This is a genomic window from Wandonia haliotis (assembly GCF_039523435.1).
Lineage (GTDB): Bacteria > Bacteroidota > Bacteroidia > Flavobacteriales_D > Crocinitomicaceae > Wandonia > Wandonia haliotis.
In genome coordinates this window covers 213,419-236,986 of sequence record NZ_BAAAFH010000011.1, presented here as the reverse complement: position 1 = coordinate 236,986, position 23,568 = coordinate 213,419, and the positions used below count along the sequence as shown (strand labels likewise).

The window sequence follows — 23,568 nt, the reverse complement described above, 5'->3', positions numbered from 1 at the left end:
TCTCAGTAGCTTAAAAAACTCTAAAAAGGAGATTCATTTTGAGTCTCCTTTTTCATTTTACGAAGGATGAAGAATATCACGTACAAGCAGAAGCATGAAATTATGACCCGGATGCTTCATATGGTTTCAGATAACAAACGGGAGTTAATTGAAAAACTGGCCGGCTTGCGAACCAAACATATTGCTGTTGTTTTGGAGAATATCTATCAATCTCACAATGCCAGTGCCGTGGTAAGATCCTGTGATTGTTTCGGGGTACAGGATGTTCACGTCATTGCTGATAAAAAAAAATATGAAGTAAATCGTGAAGTTGCGATGGGAGCAGGAAAATGGGTGACCACACATCATTATAAAAATCAAAACACGGAATCCTGCCTGAATCAACTAAAAAAAGAAGGCTACCGAATTATAGCCACTTCTCCTTACGCTGATAAAACACTAAAAACACTGGATCTCTCACAACCTGTTGCTCTCGTTTTCGGAACCGAAAAGGACGGTTTAAGTCAACAAGCTATTGATCTTGCTGATGAAACTATACGCATTCCTATGTATGGTTTTACCGAAAGTTTTAATATCAGCGTTTCTGCAGCCTTATCTTTAAATACACTGCGAGACCGACTCATGGATTCTGATATCGCATGGCAATTAACCGATGAAGAATTAATTGATCTCAAAACCGAATGGTGTCGAAACATCCTTTACCGGGGAGAAGATGTGTACGAAGAAGTACTCAGAAATGTACTGACTGATAATTAGTTTATTCTATAATACGATCAACGACATTCGCTAATTGCTCAAACGAAGTATAACCTTTCGCTGCAAGAAAATATTCTTCACCTTTCTGAATTACCAATGCCGGATAACCTGTTATCCCACAATTCGCTGAAAATTGAAAATCTTCTAATGCTAATTTCATCGCTTCCTCACTATCGAATTCATTTTCGAGTAGTTCAACTGGAAGTCCCAGATCAGCAAACAATTTCTTATGTGTTTCGATGGACGTCAAATCCTGTCCCTCTATATAATATGCCTGTTGCATTGCTTCGGCATAAGAATATTGTTGTTCGGGAAAGTGTTTTTTAACAATAGCTAATGCTTTTGATGGCGGTACCGAAGAGGTGTTCTGTGTTCCGTCTTTGAGCACCTCCCTGTATGCAGCCCCAAATTTTACACCGGACATTTCTTCTACCCTAGGCAGAGCACTAAGAATATATGAGGACATATTACCAATAGGTCCTTCATTTACTCCTCTTACCATTCCTCCTGATATAATTTCGAAATCCCAATCAGGATATTTTTCCTTTAGTTGTTTCACTGCACCCGCAAATGCAAAACACCACCCACATAAAGGGTCGTAGAAATACAAAATTTTCATAGTGCAAAATTAGGAAATAATTTTGCATGTAGTGATAAAAGAAAAACGGTTGGCTTAAAAGCCAACCGTTTTCTTACTATAAAATATCAACCGGAATTAATTTCCTTCGTTTTCCATTTTATCTTTCAATTGTGCCAAAGCGTCCAAATCTCCAAGTGTTGATTTTTCCTGATTTTGGTTAATTGATTTCACAGCTTTTGAAGTTGAAGAGTCACCACCTTTTTTCTTAGAAGAAGGTTTTTCTGTTTCGATTTCTTCAAATGTTGCTGTATGAGAAACAACGATTTTCTTAGCATCCTTGTTAAACTCAATCACTTTAAAGTCAAGTGTCTCGTCAACTTTTGCGTTTGCTCCATCTGCTTTTCTCAAGTGCTTAGCCGGACAAACACCTTCTACTCCGTAAGGAAGAGAAACGATAGCTGACTTATCTTTCATGTCAACAATTGTTCCCTGATGTACCGAACCTTCTCCGAAGATAGTTTCGAATACTTCCCATGGATTCTCCTCAAGTTGTTTGTGTCCAAGAGAAATACGTCTTCCTTCTTTATCGATTTCAAGAACAACTACCTCAAGCTCATCTCCAACTTTACAGAATTCTGATGGGTGCTTGATTTTCTTTTGCCATGAAAGGTCAGAGATATGGATCAATCCATCTACACCTTCTTCCAACTCAACAAATACTCCGAAGTTAGTAAAGTTACGAACTTTAGATTTGTGACGAGAATCAACCGGATAACGAGACTCAATTCCTTCCCATGGATCTGGCATCAATTGTTTGATACCTAGAGACATTTTGCGCTCTTCTCTATCCAATGTAAGGATAACTGCTTCAACTTCATCTCCTACCGAAAGGAAATCCTGAGCAGTTCTAAGGTGTTGTGACCAGCTCATTTCTGAAACGTGGATCAAACCTTCTACACCAGGAGCGATTTCAACGAATGCTCCGTAGTCAGCAAGAACAACAACTTTTCCTTTTACTTTATCTCCAACATTCAGATTCGCATCCAAAGCATCCCATGGATGAGGCTGAAGTTGTTTCAATCCTAGAGCAATACGTTTCTTATCATCATCAAAATCAAGAATTACAACATTTAATTTCTGATCTAATTCAACGATTTCTTCAGGATGATTTACACGTCCCCATGACAAGTCAGTAATGTGGATAAGACCATCAACACCACCCAAGTCAATGAATACTCCGTATGAAGTAATATTCTTAACTGTTCCTTCCAATACCTGACCTTTTTCAAGACCACTGATAATTTGTTTCTTCTGCTCTTCAAGCTCAGCTTCGATAAGTGCTTTGTGAGAAACAACAACGTTACGGAACTCAGCATTGATTTTAACCACTTTGAACTCCATGTTCTTACCAACGTAAACGTCGTAATCACGGATTGGTTTAACATCAATTTGAGAACCTGGAAGGAATGCTTCGATTCCAAATACATCAACGATAAGACCACCTTTAGTTCTGCATTTCACATAACCAGTGATAATCTCTCCTGACTGAAGCGCTTCGTTAACACGCTCCCATGCATTGTGAGTACGAGCTGTTTTGTGCGAGATAACAAGCTGACCAAATTTATCCTCTTGTGATTCTACGTACACCTCTACTTCATCCCCAACTTTAAGATCAGGATTGTAGCGGAACTCGTTAATAGGAATGATCCCCTCAGATTTGTAACCAAGGTTTATCACTACCTCTTTTTTAGTGATCGCAACAACTTTCCCTTTGACAACTTCCTTCTCTGCAATAGCATTTAAAGTTTCGTCGTACATTTGAGAATACTCTTCACGCTTCGCTGTAGAGTATCCGCCTTGCGATACTGCTTCCCAATCGAAATCAGAAAGTCCTTCTGTAATTTGTTCTTTTGCCATTCGGCTTATTTCTTTGTATTTCAGGCAACCGGCATCCTGAAAGGATTTAACAATAATTCAATTTTCTCTGCCGGACGAGAATTTTAAAATAGGGCGCAAAGATAGGTAATTTCTGCTTTATCAACAAATTATCAACTTCTTTTTTCATGTATCAAACGATCTCATGGATTCAAAAAGATTAATCAGAAGTAACTCTTTCGGTTTGAATTTGATGCAAGACACCATCCCACAATTGTTTTCTCATTTGAAGACTCAACACACAAGCTCGTGTTGCTTCCTCCCATTTTTCAGCATCATCACCACACAACATACTTGTCATACGTAATGCTAATTCTCCATGATGTCCACCGTCTACCTCAATATGGCGTTCAAGGTAGTACACAAACTTATTCATCTCACCTGAACCTGATTGTTGCATTTCTTTCATCATAGAAATAAACATTCCAGGAATCAAGTCTTCCCTTCCAAACGTAAAGACAGCTGCTAACACATGTGTTTTACCTTCTTCAATACAAGCAAAAGTAAATTTCACAAAATCTTTTACCGTACCAGGAATAAGAGAATCTTCCAAAGCTTCAGTTACGCTAATACCTTGTTTTAATTTAGTAATAAAAGTATCAATTGTTGTAGTAGAAGCTCCTGCCTGTTTCATTGAATTGTAGTACAATTCATAATGACTCATTTTCACCCCTTTTTCATCTTCGTCTGTTTCCTCTCCTACAACAATTTCGTTAATCAACCATGCTGTATCTCCATCTTCCGACGGAAGCCATGGAACCCGGGTACATGTGAGTTGATTTTGTAAGACTTTCAATAAAGACATAAAATCCCACACTGCAAAGACGTGATGTTTCATAAAACATCTTACATCCCGAATAGTCTGTATTTGAGCATATAGCGGATGATTAATAATATCTTCTCTAACGGGTGAAATTTCCTCTCTCAACCGGTTCAAAAACTCCTGATTTTTCATATTCGAATTACTTTTCCTTCTTCTGCTGCTTCTACATTTTCAAAATGCTGACCTGCTTCATCAATATGCCCCTGCACATCCAAATATCGCGTACTAAAATGACCGATCAACAGTTTCTTTACCCGGGCTTTTTTAGCAAGTTGTCCGGCCTGGGCAGCAGTAGTATGATAAGTTTTCTTCGCTTTATCCTTATCTTTATCAAGAAAAGTTGCCTCATGATACATCAGGTCTACACCTGAAACATGCTCTGTTAAATTCTCTCTGAATATCGTATCCGAACAATAGGCATAGCTTTTCGGTTTTTCTTTAGGTAAAACCAACTCTTTGTTACGGATAATGGTTCCGTCTTCGCGTTCAATATCTTCTCCCCTACGAATGGCAGGAATCTGAGCTATACTAAGTCCATAATGGTCAAAAGCAGGTTTATCAAGTGAATACAAGCGTTCTTTTTCCTGAATCAGAAAACCATGTGTCGGAACACGATGCTTTAACGGAAAACAATGTATTTCAAGAACATTGTCCTCAAAAACCAGCTTTGAAGCTGGATAATTGAGTTCGTTAAACTCAATTTCAAAACTAAGATATGCTCCACCTCCTATCTCCAGTTGCATGCGGATAATGGACTCCAGTCCTTCCGGACAAATAATAGTTAGTTTTTTTTCTCTTCCCAGCAAATGCATAGTGGATAATAACCCCACAAGACCAAAAAAGTGATCTCCATGCAGGTGGGTTATACATATTACATCAATACGCTGAAATTTCAACTTATATTTACGAAGCTGAAGTTGAGTTCCCTCTCCGCAATCAATGAGTATATAGCGCTCATTACAGTTAACAAAGTGAGATGAAGGTCTCCGGGTAAGAGTTGGTAAAGCAGAACCGGATCCCAGAACAGTTATTTCAAATTTCATGAACCGATTTTCACATTCAGAGCAGCTAATTTATCCACAGCTGCATCTCTGCTTTCTTCAATCATTAATACCCGGTCTAATTGAGCAATTGAAATTAATTTAGCCACTGTAGGCTGTAATCCGCAAAGAACAAAGTACCCACTTGAATCTTTACAAAGACGATTCCCGATCAGGATACTACTTAACCCGGATGAATCACAATATTTTGTGTTAGCTAGATCAAGAATGATATTATTAACGCCATTTTTATTCAATTGCACCAATTCACTTTTAAGTTCGGTAGCATTTGTGGCATCAAGTTTATCAACCTTTGAAGTAATTATAGAGCAATTCTCAGGGTTTTCGATAATATAGTTCATAACGGATCGACTTTTCCCAAAAGTAATATTTTTTCCGAATTACCGCTCAATTTTTCCGGCCAGAAGATAAATCACAGCCATACGAACGGCAACCCCGTTTTCTACCTGATTTAAAATAATGGATTGTTTACTATCAGCTACATCAGATGTAATCTCCACTCCCCGGTTAATCGGACCGGGATGCATCACAATAATTTCTTTATCCAGTGAATCCAGGATCTCTTTATTCAGTCCAAAAAGCATCGTATACTCACGCAGTGAAGGGAAATATTTGATATCCTGACGTTCCAACTGGATGCGTAACATATTTGCCACATCACACCATTCCAGTGCCTTGCGAAGATTATGCTCCACTTTAACACCCAATTCATGAATATACTTAGGTATTAATGTTGTCGGACCGCATACCATCACTTCGGCTCCCAGTTTCTGTAGGCAGAAGATATTAGAAAGAGCTACTCGTGAATGCAGAATATCACCTACAATTACAATCTTTTTACCTTCAACACTTCCCAGTCTTTCCCGAATGGAATAAGCATCCAAAAGAGCTTGTGTAGGGTGCTCGTGTGTTCCGTCACCTGCATTAACAACCCGCGCATTCACGCGTTCCGATAGAAACTTTGCTGCTCCGGGATTAGGATGGCGCATTACCACCATATCCACTTTCATTGAAAGTATATTGTTAACCGTATCAACCAACGTTTCTCCTTTCTTAACAGAAGAAGAGGCTGCACTAAAGTTGACAACATCTGCAGATAAACGCTTTTCGGCTAATTCAAAGGATAAACGGGTACGCGTAGAGTTTTCAAAAAACAAGTTGGCAATTGTTATATCCCGTAATGAGGGAACTTTTTTAATCGGCCGGTTGATAACATCCTTAAAACTATCTGCCGTTTTAAAGATCAACTCGATATCCTCACGTGTGACATCTTTTATGCCGATCAAATGATTTACACTTAAATTATCCATTCAGCTTATTTGGTGTAAACAATACTACTTTATCTTCTCCTTCTATTTCTTGCCATTCAACAGAAACTCGTTCTTCGCTAAGCGTATCAACTGCCTTACCAACGTAATCAGCCTGAATAGGCAATTCGCGTTTGAATCGTCTGTCAATAAAAGCAAGTAATTCAACACCTGAAGGGCGTCCGAAAGCCAACATAGCGTCCAACCCGGCACGAATTGTTCTTCCGGTAAAAAGAACATCATCTACCAATACCACTTTCTTCTTTTCGATAACAAAATCAATATTGGTTGCACTGGGAATTAACGGGCGTTCTCGTCTTCTGAAGTCATCCCGATAAAAAGTTATATCCAATGATCCGCATTGAACCGGCTTGTCCAAAATTTCTTCCAAAAGAAGCTTCAAACGGGTAACTACGTTTACCCCCCTGGGCTGTAGCCCTATCAATACTGTGCCTGAAAAATCGCCGTGGTTTTCGATAAGCTGGTGACATAAACGCTTTAACGTCAGATCAAAATGCCGGCTATTGAGAATAACTTGTGTTTCCATCGGATTTAAAACTTTACAAATATAGAATTTAATTTCTTCCTGATGCATGTTTACATCGTATGAAGAAGAACTATACTTTATATATAGTACTGATTGTTTTATGATTCTCTATATTTGTACGATAAATTTATGAATAGTTGAGAGGACTTTTATCCATATTTCTCATTGTGATCCTGTACCTTCCCTTTTGGGGACTGAAATATTATTTTCAACAGGAAATCAAGACTATACGCAAAGAGGTGAAGTGGATGATCGCCCACGAAACGCCTGAAGAGGATCTGGTACATTTTGCTTTTTCGCAGGAACAATCTAAAAAATTGAACTGGAAACATGACCATGAATTTGAGTACAATGGACAGATGTATGATATAATCTGGAGAAACGAAACCAAAGACTCTGTTACGTTTGTTTGCTGGTGGGATAAAGCCGAAACCGAATTAAACCACAAGTTAAATACGCTTTGTAGTGTGTCATTCGGAAAGAAAACAGAAAAAGATCCTGAAAAAAAGCATCTGTTTTCTTATTCAAAAGATTTGAACTACCTGACTACAGACGTCTTACAATTCAATCGAGTCCTTTTTCCGCTCGAAAAACAATTTTCCTTTTCTTTCACTAAATTCATTCAACGTATTACCAATAAACCTCCTACTCCCCCTCCTATTTCAAATCTTTGATTAGCAATCAAGCGAAAATTAACGAAGTAAAAAATCAAAGTAAAAACATGAAGAATAGTATTCTTACCTTTGTGTTGCTTTTGTGCGCACAACAGGTTTTTTCACAAATAGCCACAGTTGTGGACAAAGAAACCGGAAATCCGGTAGAGTTCGCATCATTTTACAGGGAAAATCCCGAATTAGTAAAAACGACAAATGCCAAAGGACAGATAAATCTGCATTCATTTATTGATGCAGAGAAGATATTCGTCCGTTCTTTTGGGTACAAAGAAATAGAAACCGATTTTACCACCATCGAAAGTGCCGGTCTCACTATTGAGTTAGAACAAACTTCGGTTATGTTGGATCACATTGTTGTGTCCGCCTCCCGTTCTGAGCAATTATCTCGTGACGTTCCGGTAAAAATCAAAACAATCAGTGCAAAAGAAATAGCACTTCAGAACCCTCAGACAACCGCCGACTTACTGGGACAATCTGGCGAAGTTTTTATCCAGAAAAGTCAACAAGGAGGCGGTAGCCCGATGATCCGTGGTTTTGCAACAAACCGTCTGGTTATTGCCGTTGATGGTGTACGTATGAATAACGCCATTTTCAGAAGTGGAAACTTACAGAACATTATCTCAATTGATCCTTTCTCTATTGAATCAGCAGAAGTAATGTTCGGTCCCGGATCGGTCATGTATGGAAGTGACGCCATCGGAGGTGTTATGAGTTTTCAGACCCTGAAACCACAATTTTCAGTTGATGGAAAAACATTAACCAAAGGAAGTGCCGCTGCACGTTATGCCTCAGCAAACAATGAATTTGCGGGGCATTTTGACATCAATGTCGGAGGTAAAAAATGGGCCTCACTTACCTCTGTTTCCTTCAACCGGTATGGAGACCTTAAAATGGGTTCTCACGGAACCGATGATTATCTACGTACTTTTACGGTAGAACGAGTAGATAGTATGGATGTGGCAAAAGCGAACTCAGATCCTGAAACACAATTGAATTCAGGATTTACTCAAACAGGTATTATGCAGAAAATTCGTTTCAAGTCTTCAGAAAAATGGGAGTTTTATTATAATTTTCACATGAATACCACATCAGATTATGATCGGTATGATCGATTAATTGAAACATCAGGAAACACACCGAAGTCAGCAGAATGGCGATATGGACCTCAAATCTGGATGATGAATAACCTGACTATTTCGAACTATGCGCGCGGAAAGATGTATGATCAACTGATGATTCGTTTAGCTCATCAATACTTTCAGGAAAGTCGTATTGACAGAAAGTTCAATAATGTTAGAAGAAGAACCCGGACGGAAGAAGTTCACGCTTATTCACTAAATGCTGATTTCTTTAAAAATCTGGGTGGTAGTAAACATAAACTTTTCTACGGACTGGAAGGGGTATTCAATGACATCAGTTCAGTCGGAGTTCAGGAAGACATAAATACAGGTGTACGCTCATCTACATCTGCCCGATACCCGAACTCTATGTGGTCTACTTATGCGGCTTACCTTTCGTATCAGTACAAAGTAAATGAAAAATTTATTCTGAACGCAGGTGCCAGGTATAGCCACTTTATGATCCAGGCTGATTTTGATACTACCAATTTCACATTACCTTTTACTGAGGCTTCGTTAAATAACGGTGCTGTAAATGGAAATCTTGGGTTCGTTATTCACCCTTCGAAAAAGTGGACGATTCAATTCAATGCATCCACAGGTTATCGTGCACCTAACATTGATGATCTGGGGAAAATATTTGATTCAGAACCTGGAAGTGTAATTGTTCCAAATCCGAACTTAAAGGCCGAATATGCCTACAATGCTGACCTTGGTATAGCTAAAGTGTTTGGAGATTGGATGAAAATTGACGCAACCGGATATTTCACCTATTTGACAAATGCGCTGGTAAGAAGAGACTACACGCTAAACGGACAAGACAGTATTGTGTATGACGGTCAGCTTAGTCAGGTTCAGGCAATACAAAATGCAGCTTCGGCTTATGTTTGGGGAATTCAGGCAGGTGTAGACGTCAAACTTCCTGCCGGTTTCGGAATCTCATCTCATATTAACTATCAATACGGAGAAGAAGAAATGGATAACGGAACCCGAAGCAGATCCAGACATGCTGCTCCCTTATTCGGACAAACCCGCCTGTACTACAGTAATTCTAAAGTACGCGTAGAAGCTTATGCTGTCTACAACGGTGGTTTGTCATTTGATGAGTTGCCAGTTGAAGAACAGGGGAAAACATTCATCTACGCAAAAGATGAAAATGGAAACCCTTATTCTCCATCCTGGTATACCTTGAATCTTCGTATGTCGTATGACATCAATAAAACTTTTACAGTAACAGGTGGAATCGAGAATATCACCAATCAACGATACAGATCCTATAGTTCCGGACTGGCAGCTCCAGGGCGAAACTTTATCTTATCGCTTCGAATGAAATTCTGATAAAACCAGCATCAAAACAGTAGGTAACCGGTTTACATTTCTCTTGTAAGCCGGTTATTTTTTTGTTTACAGTCAATAATTGTTAATTTCGCTCGTTACTTAGGTGAAAAATTTATTTCATGTCATTACGAATTGTTGCTGCTTTAGTTTTATTTTCAGCAAGTTGGGTACACGGACAGATTGGAGGGCAATCTACTTTCGGTTTTCTCAATCTTGGTTATTCTGCCCGTACAATAGGACTCGGTAAAGACTTTATTACAGCGGTTGACGATGATGTAACACTTGGATTAGCTACTCCTTCCCTACTAAATCCTGCTCACCATAAGAATGCTTCTTTCAGTCATAGTATCCTTTCAGGTGGGCTGAATTATGGTCAGTTCGGCTATGCTCATCAACTAAAGAATTCAGGCATGATCAGTGGTCATATCCGCTATATGTCCTATGGAAAAATGGATTTAACGCTCCCAAATGGAGAAGTTGCGGGAAATTTTACGGCAGGAGATGTGATCGTTGGCGCAGGATATGGTCATAAATTAAATGAAATTATCTCTGTCGGAGCAAACTTGAATTTTATATTTTCAACACTTGAAACCTATCAGGCTTTCGGCATATCAGCTGATTTATCCGGAACATTCAATTTTGCGGATAAACGTACTGTTGTTACTGCAGTAGTGCGTAATGCAGGTGTTCAACTGGCCGGATATACTTCAAAAAACAGAGAACCAATTGCCGCCAATCCTATGTTGGGTGTATCCCACCGTTTGAAGCATGCCCCGTTCAGAATATCTGTATTGATGCATCATTTACACAAATGGGATTTAACCTATAATGATCCTAATGCACAACCAACTGTCGATCCTCTTTCGGGTGAGTTAACCGAAGTTGAAAAAGCCGGATTCTTCGAAAAATTAGGGAGACATTTTACGTTTCAATTAGAAACGATTCTTGGAAAGTATATCCATATCCGTGCAGCATTCGACTACCATCAACGACAAGAGATGAAGGTCGTGGACAGAACAGGTGTAGCCGGATTTTCATTCGGATTCGGTCTGATGATGAAAAAGTTTCAGATCCAGTATGGCATTAATGTAATTTCAGCCGCCGGCTTTAATAATATGTTCACTTTATCCACCAATATTGGTGAATGGAAAAAAAGAAGTAAAAGCACTACTACTGATTAAACTTTGCGAAGCATACTTTTCAGTTCACTTACTTCTTTCTGTATCCCTTTTACTGTTTTTGCAATATCATTTTCCGGAATTGCTACTTCTGGTAATTCGGGAGAAATATAGTTAACAAATTTCCACATTTCCAGAATATCGTTGGCATGCACCATATACGGAGGATACAAAGGATTGGTAGAACACAATTGAAACGACTTTTCTGTCGCCAGCAAATTATTCACGATTTTAAAAACAATTCCTTCATCCTTGGTAACAACAATATAAGGAGTTCCGTTTTTTACAGAATTCCAATTCTGGATAAACTCACCAACCACATAAGAACCTTCTACTACAGGCGGCATACTATCCCCCTTTATCGGAAAAGAACGGTATTTTCTGTCCTTCGACAAGAAAGGTAAACTGAAAGTTGGCAATACCTTCAGGTAATCGGGGTCCGAATACCCGACAGCATAACCTGCTCGGGCTTTCTCAGGGATTAATTCAATCAAATCATTATTTTCCGCATCAACCATAGAAGTCAACACTCTCAACCGACTTCCTTTTACATCCGTATAAATTCCTGATTCAATAATTTCCCATTCGGGCTCCTTCAGTTCATTAAAATCACGACGCAATAATTCATCTACCGGAATACGATAATAATCAGAAACTTTCAAAATCGTTTCCATATTCGGTTCAGCCACTCCATTCTCGTATCCGCTATAACTACTTCTTGTAAGTCCTAACTCTCCGGAAATCTCTTCCTGGGATTTCTTGAAACGCTTTCGTAGTAATTTTAAATTTGCCCCTAAGTTCATGACGGTAAAGTTATCATTTTTTTGATAAAAATACAATCATTTTTAATTATCCTGCTATTTTTCACCTAAAAATTTCACTTCCTGATCTCCCCGGGATTAAATTCATCCGATATTCAATTCTCTCTAAAAATTAAAGAACTATATTTGCGAGTAGAGCAATTTTCGTACTGTGGAAAACAATGAACTGAATATATCTGTTGTGGTACCTCTTTACAATGAAGAGGAGTCGCTTCCCGAATTACATGACTGGATCGTAAGAGTAATGACTGCCAATCAATTCAGTTATGAGATTCTATTTATTAACGACGGATCAAAAGATCGGTCCTGGGAAGTTATTCAACAGCTTCATTCCAGAAACACACAAGTAAGAGGAATTAAGTTCCAGCGAAATTACGGAAAATCAGCTGCTCTGTTTGCTGGATTCGAAGCTGCCAAAGGAGAGGTTATTATTACTATGGATGCGGACTTGCAAGACAGTCCGGATGAAATCCCTGAATTGTATAACATGATCATGAAGGAGGATTACGACCTGGTTTCGGGTTGGAAGAAAAAACGTCATGACCCTATCTCTAAAACAATTCCTACGAAGTTATTTAACTGGGCAACCCGTAAGCTCACAGGAATTAGTTTACACGATTTTAACTGTGGTTTAAAAGCCTACAAAAAAGTCGTTGTCAAAAGTGTGGAAGTTTATGGTGAAATGCACAGATATGTACCAGTATTGGCAAAATTCGCCGGATTTACAAAAATCGGAGAAAAAGTCGTTGTCCACCAGGCAAGAAAGTATGGTACTACCAAATTTGGACTCAACCGTTTCATGAATGGTTTCCTCGATTTGTTATCTGTTGTTTTTATGGGTCGCTTCTCCAAGAAACCCATGCACTTTTTCGGGGCTATAGGAACACTTCTTTTCATCGTCGGATTCGCATTTGCATTTTGGTTAGGGATTTCAAAGCTCTTTATTGATAAGACGAATAGATTGATTGCCAGTCGTGCTGAATTTTACATTTCGCTAACATCCATGATCATGGGTGTTCAGTTTTTCCTTGCCGGATTTACTGCTGAATTAATCGGAAGAAACTCAACCACGCGTAACCATTATCTAATTGAAAAAGAGATTTAATGCGTATTATCATCATAGGTCCTGCACATCCGTTTCGCGGAGGAATAGCCTCTTTTAATGAGCGGCTTGCACGTGAATTAATCGAAAAAGGACACAATGTTGAAATTGTTTCATTTACGGTTCAGTATCCCAAATTATTTTTCCCGGGAAAAACGCAGTATTCTGACGAACCTGCACCCACTAATCTTACAATACACAGATGGATTAATTCCGTAAATCCTTTTTCCTGGTTAGTGGCAGGCAGAAAGATCCGGAAAAAGAAACCGGACATGATTATTTCCAAATTCTGGATTCCACTACTGGGACCGGCTTTAGGATCCGTTTTACGTTTTGGATCTATTCGAAAAAAAACAAAAGTCATTTCTGTTCTGGATAATGTTATTCCCCATGAAAAACGTCCGGGAGACCGTATTTTCACGAGTTATTTCCTCAAAGCTGTAGACGGTTTTATTTATATGTCTGATGCAGTAGCAAAAGATCTCAGCACATTTGACACACAAAAACCAAGAAAATTCTGTCCACATCCCTTATATGATAATTTCGGTACTCCTGTTGCCCGAAAAGAAGCAGGAAAATTCTTGAATATTCCTGAAAACCAGAAATACATTTTATTTTTTGGCGTAATCCGGGATTACAAAGGGCTTGACCTTTTGCTGAACGCTTATGCAGGCTCGGACTCCCGTTCAGAAGTAAAACTAATTATTGCCGGAGAATTTTATAACGACAAAGAGAAATACCTTGAAATTATTCAGTCGAAGCAGCTGGAAAACGATATTCACCTGTTCGACTCTTTTATCCCTGACTCCCAGGTAAAGTACTTTTTTAGTATTGCAAATGTTGTTGTGCAGCCTTACAAATCAGCAACGCAAAGTGGTGTAACACAAATTGCTTATCAGTTTAACTGCCCTATGATTGTAACCCAGACAGGCGGACTTCCTGAAATGGTTAAACACGATTATGTAGGTTATGTGGTTCAACCGGATGAGCATGAAATCAGAAAAGCAATAGATCGCTATTTTGGTGAAAACAAAGAAGAAGAGTTCCGCTCACACGTTACTACGGAAAAGGAGAAATTCTCCTGGTCCTCTTTTACAGATCAGTTACTTAACTTAATTACAAACAAATGATCATTCGAGCACGCGCACCTTTTCGAATAGGGTTGGCAGGTGGGGGAACTGATGTCAGCCCCTATGCAGATCAATATGGCGGAGCTGTATTGAATGCAACCATAAACCGATATGCCCACGCAACGATCATTCCCCGAACGGATGGAAAGATCATTTTTCATTCGGAAGACAACAACCAACGTATTGTACTGGAAAGTACAGAAGTACTTGATATCACTGGAGAACTGGATCTTCAAAAAGGAGTTTATAACCGAATTGTAAAAGAATTCACTAAACAGCCCCTTTCTTTTGAATTGGTCACTTCGATGGATGTACCTTCCGGATCGGGATTAGGCACCAGCTCTACCCTTGTTGTGGCCATGGTTACTGCTTTCACCGAATGGTTAAAACTACCTCTTGGAGAATATGATATTGCCCGTCTCGCTTTTGAAATTGAACGCAACGATCTGAAAATGGCGGGAGGAAGACAAGATCAGTACGCTGCTACTTTTGGTGGTTTTAACTTCATGGAATTTGGAGCGAATGAATATGTGATTGTCAACCCTTTACGGGTCAGAACAAAATTGCGAAATGAGCTGGCTTTCTGCCTGATTTTGTATTACACGGAAACGTCCCGGGAATCAGCAAATATTATTGAAGTACAACAACAAAATATCCGTAAGGGAGAATCTTCCTCGCTTCAGGCAACGCATGTAGTTCGTGAAAAAGCTTTTTCCATGAAAGAAACCCTGCTGAAGGGAGAGTTAGATGAAATTGGTCACTTGCTACATGAAAGTTGGCTAAACAAGAAAAACATGGCACAGGGTATCAGTAACCCACGGATTGAACAATGTTATGAAGCTGCCAGAAAAGCAGGAGCACTGGGAGGTAAAATATCCGGAGCCGGTGGTGGTGGTTTTATGATATTCTACGCTGCCGGAACCCGAAGATATGATGTAATACGTGCATTGAATGATTTTGGAGGGAAAGTGATTCCTTACCAATTTACTGAAACAGGAGCAGAAAAATGGACCGTACATACATAAATACTATCCCCTGCATTATTCTGGCAGGAGGAAAAGGCACCCGTCTTCAATCTGCTGTTCCGGACGTACCCAAACCCATGGCTCCGGTGAACGGAAAACCTTTTCTTGAAATTCTGATAGATCGCCTGAGAAAACAGGGGATGAACAACCTGATTGTAAGCGTCGGCTATAAAAAAGAGAGTATTATAAATTATTTTGATCAACCAAACACTCCCTCTGCCCTACGCTATGTTGAAGAATTACAGCCTTTGGGAACAGGTGGAGCTATTCAGCTAGCTGTCGAATCAATACCGGATAGTGAATACGCACTAATTTTAAATGGCGACACACTCTTTGATATTGACCTTCATGAATTCATCAAACGTTCCTATTCCCAAAATGCTACCTGTACTCTGGCATTAAAACGGATTGTTTCCGGAGATCGTTACGGAGAAGTTATTCTGCATGAGGAAAAAATCATCGGGTTTAATGAAAAAAGGCTTGTTGAAAATGCGCTAATCAATGCAGGAGTTTACTTCATTGATCTGAAAAAATTCAGAAAACTGGATTTCCCCTCGCGTTTCTCTTTTGAAAAAGACTTCCTTGAAAAATTAGCCGGGAGTTCGGAAATTTGTGGACTAGAAATGGAAGGGTATTTCATTGACATAGGAATCCCCGAAGATTACGAAAAAGCACAACGTGAAATTAGATAATCAAACAATAGACAAAACCTGGACGCTATTTCTTGATCGGGATGGCGTGATAAATGAACGTATTGTTGGCAGTTATGTAAAACATACGGAAGAATTTATTTTTTTGCCCGGAGTACCTGATACTATTGCCGGATTTTCCCAAATATTTGGTCGGATAATTGTCGTTACCAATCAGCAAGGTATCGGAAAAGGTTACATGACAGAATGTAACTTATCTGAAGTGCATGATTATATGAGGAAACAGATTGAAAGTGCAGGTGGAAAATTCGATGCGATACTACATGCGCCTCAACTGGCAGTGGAAAACAGTTCATTCAGGAAACCGGAACCCGGAATGGGACTACAGGCAAAAGAATTATTTCCCGAAATTGATTTTGCCAAATCTATTATGGTTGGTGATTCAGATTCGGACATTGCTTTCGGAAAGAATCTTGGCATGATAACTGTAAGAATAGGAAAAGAAAAAGATGCGATTGAAAAATCCGATTATTATTGTGATAAATTAGCAGATTGTATAAAATTATTCAAACTATGAACAGCATAAAAGTACTGGTATTCATTCTAACCGTCAGCACGCACTTCACGCTTCTATCACAAGGTCCGAACCAAACTGACGCACAGGGAAGAAAACAGGGTAAATGGATCGTTCTTTTTGAAAATAGCCGTGTGCCTCAATACGAAGGACAATTTAAAGATGGAAAACCATTTGGAAAATTTACGTACTACTACCCTTCCAAAAAAGTAAAGGCCATCATGCAATTCGAGAATAATGGTACGGTCAGTCGGGCCGTTATGTACGAAGAAGACGGAAAACTTATGGCTTACGGAAAATACGTGAATCAACAAAAAGATTCGGTTTGGACACATTTTGCTCCTTCAGGTCATACAAGTTATAAAGAAACCTTTAAGAACGGTACACTTCACGGAAAAAAAACAATTTATTACATACCCGAACACGCAGAACAAAAAACACAACAAGTTGCCCAGGAATACCACTATAAAAACGGTAAGTTAAGTGGCGAAGTGAAAGAGTACTTTCCGAATGGCACACTTAAATCAGAAGGAACCTATGTAAATGAAAATTATGACGGTGTCGTAAAAAAATACCATCCGAATGGAAAAATAATGATTATTGAACGCTACAAAAACAACCTGAAACATGGTTGGTGGATGGGATACGACGAAAATGGAAAAGAAATCGGACGACGTTATTTCTGGAACGGAAGAGAGCTGAAAGGAGATAAACTTACTGCTCATCTTGATCGATTAAAGGCCGAAGGAAAAAACCCTAATGAATAGTCCGTCCAAAGACCATTTCTTTTCATTATTTTTACGACATGAAGCTTCTTTCCGAGATTAGTTTATGGTGGTTACTTCCGGCTCTTCTATTTTCTGTTGCCGTTAGTTGGTATTACTATTTCAAAGGAAAAGATTCCAGCTTTTCACCTCTCATTAAAAAGATTCTTTTTGCGCTTCGTTCGCTAGGTATCTTTATCATTTTCTTGCTTTTAATCGGGCTTATATTTCAAAGAAAACGCTACAGAACTGAAAAACCAATCCTGTTTATTGCTACCGACAATTCAGCTTCCATGTTGAATTATGCAGACTCCGTTTTTATACAAAAAGAACTGAACCAAAAACTTACCGAATTATCCGATCGTCTGTCTGATAAATTTGATATCAAACGTTTATCCTTTTCGGATGGAGTTACCGATAGTCTTCAAAACTCTTTCTCTGGATCTGCTACTGACTTGTCACTCCCTTTCAGACATATTCGTGAATTATATATCAACAAAAATCCCGGGGCCATTCTACTGGTAACCGATGGAAACTTCAACCGGGGAATTAATCCCGTATTTGAAGCGCAGCGGCTTAAATTCACTCCCGTATTCACTATTGGAACAGGTGATACGATTACCAAAAAAGATGCTGCCGTTCATAGTATCATAGCGAATCAGATTGCTTTCAGAGGGAACTTATTCCCTGTTAAAATTGAAGGAAATGCTACACGGCTCAAGGGGAAAGAACTAAATATCTCCTTGTTTATCGGAGAAAAGAATATTGCAGAAAAAAAGATCCTTGTCTCTGATCAGATTTTCTCTTTTTCGGAAGAGTTTATGATTGAAGCGAACCAACCCGGAATACAATCTCTGCGAGCACTCGTATCTGTAGATGAAAAAGAGTTTACACTCAAGAATAACGAAAAGATTCACTATATCGAAATATTAGAGAGTAAACGAAAAGTAACCATTTTATATGGAGGCATACATCCTGATTTGGGTGCTTTACAATCTGTTCTGAGAAAAGATCAGAATACGGACTTGAACTTATTAGATGCCCGAAAAGTTAATGAAGTCCCTAAATGTGATCTGATTATCTTTCATAATCCTACTGCAAACCTGTCATTGTGGAATAAAGTAAGAACCTCATCCACACCTTATCTGGCAATGCTCACGGCGAGCTCAGATCTACGTCCGTTATCCCTTAGTGTAGGTGGTGTAGCACCCGGAAAAACAGACTTTGTAACAACGCATAAGAATCCCGACTTTACTACGATTCTATTTTCCGAAAAACTTTCCAACCGTATTGAAAACTTCCCTCCGTTAACAGTTCCTTATGCACAGTCCATCAACGACAAAGGTAATACACTTTTCTACCAACGGATAGGTACAGTAACAACCAATAAGCCTCTTCTCACCTTTTTTGAAAATGGAAATAAGAAAAGTGCCGTGTTATACGGTGAAGGAATCTGGAGATGGAAATTGTTTGAATACAATCGATTTACAGACAATACTGCGTTTGAAGAACTTTGGGATAAGACATTACAATACCTTACTGTAAAATCAAACCGGGACAAACTCCGAATCTTCCCTCCTTCTAATTCTTCGGATCGGGAAGATCTTGTTTTCAGAGCCGAGTTTTATAACGATGCTTTCCAACGTATCACTGAACCTGAGATTCAACTTACGCTAATGGATATTGATGATACTAAAATTGCAAATTACACATTCGGAACACGCCTGGAAGACTATACATTATTACTTGGAAAACTAAAAGCAGGAGCCTATAAATGGAAAGCCAGCACCCAATTTGAAGGAAAAAGTTACACAAAACTGGGTGACCTGATTATTTCAGAGTCAAGTTCAGAATCACTGAACCTTACGGCAAATTTCACCCTTCTAAAGGATATTTCAGAACAAACAAAAGGGACTTTCGTACCCGCTGATCAATTGGAAACTGTTGAATCTCTTCTTCGTGAACGTGAAGACATTGCTTCCCGTAAATTTGAGGAAACAGCATTCTCAAACAGTATTGATCTGAAATGGTTATTCTTCTTACTCATCGCCCTGTTTGGAACCGAATGGTTTATCCGTAGATGGAATGGAAGTTACTAAAGAATGATTTCTTTGAATCGTAATGTATAATGCGTCCCTTTCCTGTTCATGTCTCTTTTAATTTCACCTTCCAATTGTTCGGCAAGACTGGAAATTAAGATTAATCCCATTGATTCGGCTTCTGAAATATCTATCCCCGATGTAAAACCGCTTCCGTTATCTCCGATTTCAAGACACAATTCTCCATTACCTGTTTTTTGCAGGCGAATATAAATCTTTCCATTTTCTCTTCCATGAAATCCATGTTTCAGAGAGTTCGTTATGATTTCATTTATCAACAACCCTAAAGGTACTGCTGTATCCAGATTTACAAAAACATCCCGAACAATGATCTCAGGTCGAATATTATGTGCTTCTCCCCTGAATGAATACAATAGATCCAGTACAAGTTTGTTAGTGTACTCCTCAAAATTAATACGATCTCTATCTATCGATTTATAAAACAACTCATGTAAAGAAGCCATTGATTTAATCCGGTTAATACTGTCATCGTACAATCGTTTCAACTCTAGATTCTCCTCATTCATTTTTGATTGTAGTGATAACAAACTGGAGATAACCTGCAAATTATTTTTAACCCGGTGGTGAATCTCCTGTAGCAAAGTCTCTTTTTCAGAGATGGTTAGTTTTAACTGCTCCTCCTCCGCTTTTTGTTCTGTAATATCTCTTGCCGTTGCATACACATGGTTGGTTGCCGAATGAGGTGCTGAACTCCATGATAGTACAACCACTCTTCCATCCTTACAGATATAACGATTCTCAAAGTGAAGGGATATTTCTCCATTGTTCAAATGATTAATTTCTTCATTTGTTACAGCTACATCATCAGGGTGTACAAAATCAGTTATTGGTCGGGAGTACATTTCTTCCAGCGAGTAGCCCAGTAAATCACTCCAGGAATGACTGAGCTTTACAAAATAATTATCATTAGCAACGGCCATTAAATCCACAGATAAATCAAAAAAGGATTCTAACTCTATTTCCTTTTGAACCTCATTGGTTATATCCTGAACAATCCCTTTCAGTGCAACCACTTCCCCTTCTTTATTTTCAACCGGTACACCAAGACAATACACCCATTTTATCCGTCCATCATCCATGACAATCGAATGACGAAAATTGTATTTTTTCTTGTGTTCTATAGCGGCTGTTACATGATCTTTAAGAATTGGCAACTCATCCGGTGTATAACGACTCAGGTAATTCTGATATAAATCCGGGTTGTATTCATTTTTAAATTCAAAGATCCTGTATAACTCATCCGTCCAGATCAGGTTTTTTGTCTGCAAATTAAAATACCAACTTCCCAGTCGGGCCATTTTCTGAGCATCTTGCAAAAGCTGTTCATTCTCCCGGAGTCGTTCAGTGATCTGTTTACGTTCAAAGAAAAAGGGTACTTTTATTTCTTCGTCTTCCGCCTTCTGGTATCCCTTTAGGTAATCTGCGATCCTGTCAGGTGGTGCCATAACAAATGTACATTGCTCATCCCCTTTTGCTTTACAGGTAATTTCGACAGCCGACAATTGCATTCCGAAACTCTCCTGACACCAGGCAGCCGAATAAGCTGCATTCATGACACAAACCGGTTGAGAAGATTTTTCTCCTTTACTAATCCAGCTATCTGCTTCAAAAGAGTACGGATGACTGTATTTGAGAAAAAAGTCATCCCCCGGAACCGGTTTACTTTCAGGATGTATAATGACCGAAGCCCACCCGGTGTATGCAAAATGAACAGGTCCGGTTGCCAGTTTCTCTAATTCGGAATCTACTTTTATCTTTTGATGAAATAGTTTCGCGTCTTCCCTTCCGATGACGTGTCCTATATCGAAAAGGAAATTTTTTCCTTCTTCAAAAGCCTTTTCCGGAGAACTATCCGCATACATCCGGGTTACTGTATGAATGAAATCATATGAAAGCGCGGAAGCTCTTACCAGTATATAACGATCCCCGTCTATATCTATCATTCCCTTCTCAGGATTTATTTCCAAATCACTGAAATAGGAATCCACCCGCTTCTCTGCCTCGGTAAAAATATCCTGTAGTTGCCCGGGAACCTTAACAACAGAATGAGATTTTCGTAACTGATCCTTTAGACCAGCCAGCTGCTCTTCAAGTTCCCGGATTCTTGCTACCAGTTCCTCCTGGTTTTCATCTTCCGCATTCATAATTAATGGTGGTTAACTTATTCGTTCAAAAGTACACCAAATGTTTCTCCTTTTGAGAATTTACGAAAATATTTTGATTTCTCCACTTTGACTCCTTTCAAATAATTAATTTTGCGGACATGAGTGACGACAAAGCAATCCGGATTAATAAATACCTCAGTGAAGTGGGATATTGTTCCCGTCGTGCTGCAGACAAACTCATTGAAGAAAATCGGGTTACTATCAATGGTAAAGTCCCTGAAGTAGGTACCAAAGTCCTTCCGGGCGATGAAGTTCGCGTAGATGGAAAAGAAGTCGGTACCAAAAAAAATGAATTTGTTTATCTCGTATTCAATAAACCGGTAGGCATTGTATGTACAACAGATCGAAGAGTTGAAAAAGACAACATCATTGACTACATTGGTTATCACAAGAGAATCTTTCCGATCGGACGTCTTGACAAACCCAGTGAAGGATTGATTCTTCTTACCAATGACGGGGATATTGTCAATAAAATTCTTCGTGCTCGCAATAACCACGAAAAAGAGTATATTGTTAAAGTAGATCGACCGATTACAAAAGATTTTATCCAAAAAATGGGAAATGGTGTTCCTATTCTTGACACAGTAACCAAAAAATGTGTGGTTGAACAATTAGGACGCTTCGAATTCCGTATTATACTTACTCAGGGACTCAACCGTCAGATTCGTAGAATGTGCGAATATCTGGGATATGAAGTACAAAAACTGAAACGGGTTCGTATTATGAATATTCATTTGGACGTTCCTGTAGGCAAATATAGAGAGTTAACACCAATAGAGTTTCAACGGTTAAACGATCTTCTTGAGGACTCGAATAAAATTGCCTGATTTCCTATCAAAGTAGTACAACTTAAGGGAATCATCTGATACAAAAACTCTCACTTTAATTACTATTGGTAAACTAGCAAAGTTTCTCTACTTTTGAGAACGTAAAATTAGAGATTATGCAAGTACCACAAGGAATTCCTTCTGTCGATTTATCCGATTTCCTATCCGGAGATCAGGAAAGAAAAAATAAGTTTATTCGTGAAATCGGTAACGCTTACGAAGAAATTGGATTTGTAGCTGTCAGAAATCACGGAATAAGTGATGACCTCATTGATCGTTTATACAGTTCGGTAAAATCCTTTTTTGCTTTACCTGAAGAGACCAAACTAAAGTATGAAATTCAGGGATTAGGAGGACAAAGAGGATATACATCATTTGGGAAAGAGCATGCAAAACACCGAAAGACAGGAGACTTAAAAGAATTCTGGCATTTTGGGCAATTTGTGGAAGATAACGACCCGATTCGTTCAGAATATCCGGAGAATGTTTCTGTTGATGAGCTACCTTCATTTCTACCTACAGGAAAAGATGCGTATAAGACGTTTGAAAATACCGGACGTTCTATATTATCTGCTCTGGCTTTATTTTTAGGACTTGATGAGAACTATTTTGATAATAAAATTCATAACGGAAATAGTATTCTACGACCGATTCACTACCCTCCTATTGTTAATCCCGACCCGGATGCTTTGCGTGCAGGTGAACATGAAGATATCAACCTGATTACATTACTTATCGGGGCATCTGCAGACGGACTGGAGGTTTTGAATAAGAAAAATGAATGGGTAGCTGTTACACAGATTGAAGATCATATTGTTGTTAATGTCGGAGACATGCTTCAACGATTAACAAACAATCGTCTGCGTTCTACTACACACCGGGTAGTAAATCCACCTGTAGCCTTGCAGGGAACCAGTCGTTATTCGATCCCCTTCTTTTTACATCCTCGTCCCGAAATGAAGTTGAATTGTCTGGATAGTTGTGTTACAGAAGAAAACCCTCAACAATATGAGGACATTACAGCTGGTCAGTATCTCGAAGAAAGACTTCGTGAAATTGGTCTTCTAAAATAA

The 23,568-nt window shown here is 38.9% G+C and carries 22 protein-coding genes; 13 read left to right on the top strand and 9 right to left on the bottom strand.

Annotation, left to right across the window (positions count from 1 at the left end; all coding sequences use genetic code 11):
• The first annotated feature begins 66 nt into the window (after positions 1 to 66).
• Positions 67 to 756, top strand: coding sequence for a TrmH family RNA methyltransferase (locus ABDZ97_RS09200; protein ID WP_343786813.1), 690 nt, complete (start codon positions 67 to 69; stop codon positions 754 to 756).
• A gap of 1 nt (position 757) precedes the next feature.
• On the opposite strand, the gene ABDZ97_RS09195 is transcribed toward ABDZ97_RS09200, so the two are convergent.
• The 7 genes from ABDZ97_RS09195 to pyrR all read right to left on the bottom strand — a co-directional run bounded on the left by ABDZ97_RS09195 (position 758) and on the right by pyrR (position 7,009).
• Entirely contained in the window at positions 758 to 1,375 is a 618-nt protein-coding gene (locus ABDZ97_RS09195) for a DsbA family protein (protein WP_343786811.1), read from the bottom strand.
• Between the two features lie 96 nt (positions 1,376 to 1,471).
• Entirely contained in the window at positions 1,472 to 3,253 is a 1,782-nt protein-coding gene (gene rpsA, locus ABDZ97_RS09190) for a 30S ribosomal protein S1 (RefSeq protein WP_343786809.1), read from the bottom strand.
• 178 nt (positions 3,254 to 3,431) lie between these two features.
• Positions 3,432 to 4,226 (bottom strand): DUF3050 domain-containing protein, encoded by a 795-nt coding sequence (locus ABDZ97_RS09185; protein WP_343786807.1) that lies wholly within the window; start codon positions 4,224 to 4,226, stop codon positions 3,432 to 3,434.
• On the bottom strand, positions 4,223 to 5,137 hold the full coding sequence (locus ABDZ97_RS09180; protein ID WP_343786805.1) for a ribonuclease Z: 915 nt from the start codon (positions 5,135 to 5,137) through the stop codon (positions 4,223 to 4,225). The genes ABDZ97_RS09185 and ABDZ97_RS09180 overlap by 4 nt, the downstream gene beginning before the upstream one ends.
• Positions 5,134 to 5,496, bottom strand: a complete 363-nt coding sequence (locus ABDZ97_RS09175) for an STAS domain-containing protein (protein WP_343786803.1) — start codon at positions 5,494 to 5,496, stop codon at positions 5,134 to 5,136. Before ABDZ97_RS09175 ends, ABDZ97_RS09180 begins: the two co-directional genes overlap by 4 nt.
• Positions 5,497 to 5,535: 39 nt before the next feature.
• The gene (locus ABDZ97_RS09170; protein WP_343786800.1) at positions 5,536 to 6,465 is read right to left on the bottom strand and encodes an aspartate carbamoyltransferase catalytic subunit; all 930 of its coding nucleotides are present in this window, start codon (positions 6,463 to 6,465) and stop codon (positions 5,536 to 5,538) included.
• Positions 6,458 to 7,009: a bifunctional pyr operon transcriptional regulator/uracil phosphoribosyltransferase PyrR gene (gene pyrR, locus ABDZ97_RS09165; protein ID WP_343786798.1), complete on the bottom strand. Its 552-nt coding sequence runs from the start codon at positions 7,007 to 7,009 to the stop codon at positions 6,458 to 6,460. The genes ABDZ97_RS09170 and pyrR overlap by 8 nt, the downstream gene beginning before the upstream one ends.
• A gap of 137 nt (positions 7,010 to 7,146) precedes the next feature.
• Between pyrR and ABDZ97_RS09160 the strand changes: the two genes are divergently transcribed.
• From ABDZ97_RS09160 to porQ, 3 genes are all read left to right on the top strand, one after another.
• Positions 7,147 to 7,683: a hypothetical protein gene (locus ABDZ97_RS09160; RefSeq protein ID WP_343786795.1), complete on the top strand. Its 537-nt coding sequence runs from the start codon at positions 7,147 to 7,149 to the stop codon at positions 7,681 to 7,683.
• Positions 7,684 to 7,730: 47 nt separating this feature from the next.
• Positions 7,731 to 10,139, top strand: coding sequence for a TonB-dependent receptor (locus ABDZ97_RS09155; RefSeq protein ID WP_343786793.1), 2,409 nt, complete (start codon positions 7,731 to 7,733; stop codon positions 10,137 to 10,139).
• Between the two features lie 119 nt (positions 10,140 to 10,258).
• Positions 10,259 to 11,320: a type IX secretion system protein PorQ gene (gene porQ / locus ABDZ97_RS09150; RefSeq protein ID WP_343786791.1), complete on the top strand. Its 1,062-nt coding sequence runs from the start codon at positions 10,259 to 10,261 to the stop codon at positions 11,318 to 11,320.
• Here porQ and ABDZ97_RS09145 read toward each other — a convergent pair.
• Positions 11,317 to 12,120, bottom strand: a complete 804-nt coding sequence (locus tag ABDZ97_RS09145) for an XRE family transcriptional regulator (protein WP_343786788.1) — start codon at positions 12,118 to 12,120, stop codon at positions 11,317 to 11,319. The genes porQ and ABDZ97_RS09145 overlap by 4 nt on opposite strands.
• A 184-nt stretch (positions 12,121 to 12,304) precedes the next feature.
• Between ABDZ97_RS09145 and ABDZ97_RS09140 the strand changes: the two genes are divergently transcribed.
• Genes ABDZ97_RS09140 through ABDZ97_RS09110 form a run of 7 tightly spaced genes read left to right on the top strand, consistent with a single transcriptional unit; the run spans position 12,305 to position 19,482 of the window.
• Entirely contained in the window at positions 12,305 to 13,243 is a 939-nt protein-coding gene (locus ABDZ97_RS09140) for a glycosyltransferase family 2 protein (RefSeq protein ID WP_343788021.1), read from the top strand.
• Positions 13,243 to 14,370, top strand: a complete 1,128-nt coding sequence (locus tag ABDZ97_RS09135) for a glycosyltransferase (RefSeq protein WP_343786786.1) — start codon at positions 13,243 to 13,245, stop codon at positions 14,368 to 14,370. Before ABDZ97_RS09140 ends, ABDZ97_RS09135 begins: the two co-directional genes overlap by 1 nt.
• Positions 14,367 to 15,395 carry a GHMP family kinase ATP-binding protein gene (locus ABDZ97_RS09130; protein WP_343786783.1) on the top strand — a complete coding sequence of 343 codons (1,029 nt, stop codon included), beginning with the start codon at positions 14,367 to 14,369 and terminating at the stop codon, positions 15,393 to 15,395. Before ABDZ97_RS09135 ends, ABDZ97_RS09130 begins: the two co-directional genes overlap by 4 nt.
• On the top strand, positions 15,377 to 16,087 hold the full coding sequence (locus ABDZ97_RS09125) for a nucleotidyltransferase family protein (protein WP_343786781.1): 711 nt from the start codon (positions 15,377 to 15,379) through the stop codon (positions 16,085 to 16,087). Before ABDZ97_RS09130 ends, ABDZ97_RS09125 begins: the two co-directional genes overlap by 19 nt.
• The gene (locus ABDZ97_RS09120; RefSeq protein WP_343786779.1) at positions 16,074 to 16,622 is read left to right on the top strand and encodes a D-glycero-alpha-D-manno-heptose-1,7-bisphosphate 7-phosphatase; all 549 of its coding nucleotides are present in this window, start codon (positions 16,074 to 16,076) and stop codon (positions 16,620 to 16,622) included. The genes ABDZ97_RS09125 and ABDZ97_RS09120 overlap by 14 nt, the downstream gene beginning before the upstream one ends.
• A complete protein-coding gene (locus ABDZ97_RS09115; RefSeq protein WP_343786777.1) occupies positions 16,619 to 17,386 on the top strand; it encodes a toxin-antitoxin system YwqK family antitoxin in 768 nt (255 codons plus the stop codon). Before ABDZ97_RS09120 ends, ABDZ97_RS09115 begins: the two co-directional genes overlap by 4 nt.
• A gap of 38 nt (positions 17,387 to 17,424) precedes the next feature.
• Complete coding sequence (locus tag ABDZ97_RS09110; protein WP_343786775.1) at positions 17,425 to 19,482, top strand: hypothetical protein; 2,058 nt, start codon at positions 17,425 to 17,427, stop codon at positions 19,480 to 19,482.
• Here the strand turns inward: ABDZ97_RS09110 and ABDZ97_RS09105 are convergent.
• Positions 19,479 to 21,647 carry a PAS domain-containing protein gene (locus tag ABDZ97_RS09105; RefSeq protein ID WP_343786773.1) on the bottom strand — a complete coding sequence of 723 codons (2,169 nt, stop codon included), beginning with the start codon at positions 21,645 to 21,647 and terminating at the stop codon, positions 19,479 to 19,481. The genes ABDZ97_RS09110 and ABDZ97_RS09105 overlap by 4 nt on opposite strands.
• A 119-nt stretch (positions 21,648 to 21,766) precedes the next feature.
• On the opposite strand from ABDZ97_RS09105, the gene rluF reads away from it, so the two are divergent.
• Positions 21,767 to 22,495 carry a 23S rRNA pseudouridine(2604) synthase RluF gene (rluF, locus tag ABDZ97_RS09100; protein ID WP_343786770.1) on the top strand — a complete coding sequence of 243 codons (729 nt, stop codon included), beginning with the start codon at positions 21,767 to 21,769 and terminating at the stop codon, positions 22,493 to 22,495.
• A gap of 116 nt (positions 22,496 to 22,611) precedes the next feature.
• A complete protein-coding gene (locus tag ABDZ97_RS09095; protein ID WP_343786768.1) occupies positions 22,612 to 23,568 on the top strand; it encodes an isopenicillin N synthase family dioxygenase in 957 nt (318 codons plus the stop codon).